The sequence below is a fragment of the Salinispora sp. H7-4 genome (assembly GCF_013416675.1).
Classification (GTDB): Bacteria; Actinomycetota; Actinomycetes; order Mycobacteriales; family Micromonosporaceae; genus Micromonospora; species Micromonospora vitiensis.
Genome location: NZ_JABZED010000048.1, coordinates 1 through 925 on the forward strand (window position 1 = coordinate 1; position 925 = coordinate 925).

Annotated in this window: 1 protein-coding gene; it reads right to left on the reverse strand. The window is 70.6% G+C overall.

Translation table 11 applies throughout. From position 1 onward, the window contains the following. Positions 1-925 (reverse strand): type I polyketide synthase (locus H0524_RS18085; protein ID WP_180199712.1); only part of this gene is annotated, 925 nt, incomplete at both ends.

A 925-nucleotide genomic window follows, 5' to 3' on the forward strand; every position in this document is an offset into this window, starting at 1 on the left:
CAACTCCACCGCCATCCCCAACCACTGCGAACCCTGCCCCGGAAAAACAAAAACAATGCCGCCCTGAAGCAGGCCGGAAGCGATCCCGCCCTCACTGAGCGTGCGGGCTGCGGCGACGAGGTTCTCCCGGTCGCCGACGACGACCGCACGCCGGTCCAGCAGCGCACGCCCGGTTGCCAACGCGTACGCCAGGTCGCCGGCTTCGGCGGTGCCACTCTCGGCTACGGCGGCCACGCGCCCCGCCTGGGCACGCAGTGCCTCGTCGGTACGGGCCGACAGCACCCAGGGCAGAACCTCCGACCCGGGCACATCAGCCCGAGGCGCCCCGGCCAGGAACCCGTCGGCCGAAGGCCCCTCGACCAGGAACGCGTCCGTCGGGGGCACGTCGGCCGGGAGCGCGTCGGTGGGGGGCGCCACGGCCGGGGGTGCGTCGGTGGGGGGTGCCTGTTCGAGGATGACGTGGGCGTTGGTGCCGCTGATGCCAAACGATGAGACACCGGCGCGGCGAGGCCGGTCCAGCACCGGCCACTGCTGCGCCTCGGTCAGCAGCCGCACCTCCCCGGCCGACCAATCGATCTGCGGAGACGGCTCCGCAACATGCAGGGTGCGCGGCAACACACCACGACGCATCGCCAACACCATCTTGATCACCCCGGCCACGCCGGCCGCGCCCTGCGTGTGACCGATGTTCGACTTGATCGAACCCAACCACAACGGCCGGTCCCCGGGCCGGTCCTGGCCGTAGGTGGCCAACAACGCCTGCGCCTCGATCGGATCGCCCAATGCCGTGCCCGTACCATGTGCCTCAACCGCATCCACCTCGCTCGCGGGAATGCCACCCGCCGACGCCAGCGCCTGTCGGATGACCCGCTGCTGAGACGGACCATTCGGCGCCGTCAACCCATTCGACGCACCATCCTGATTG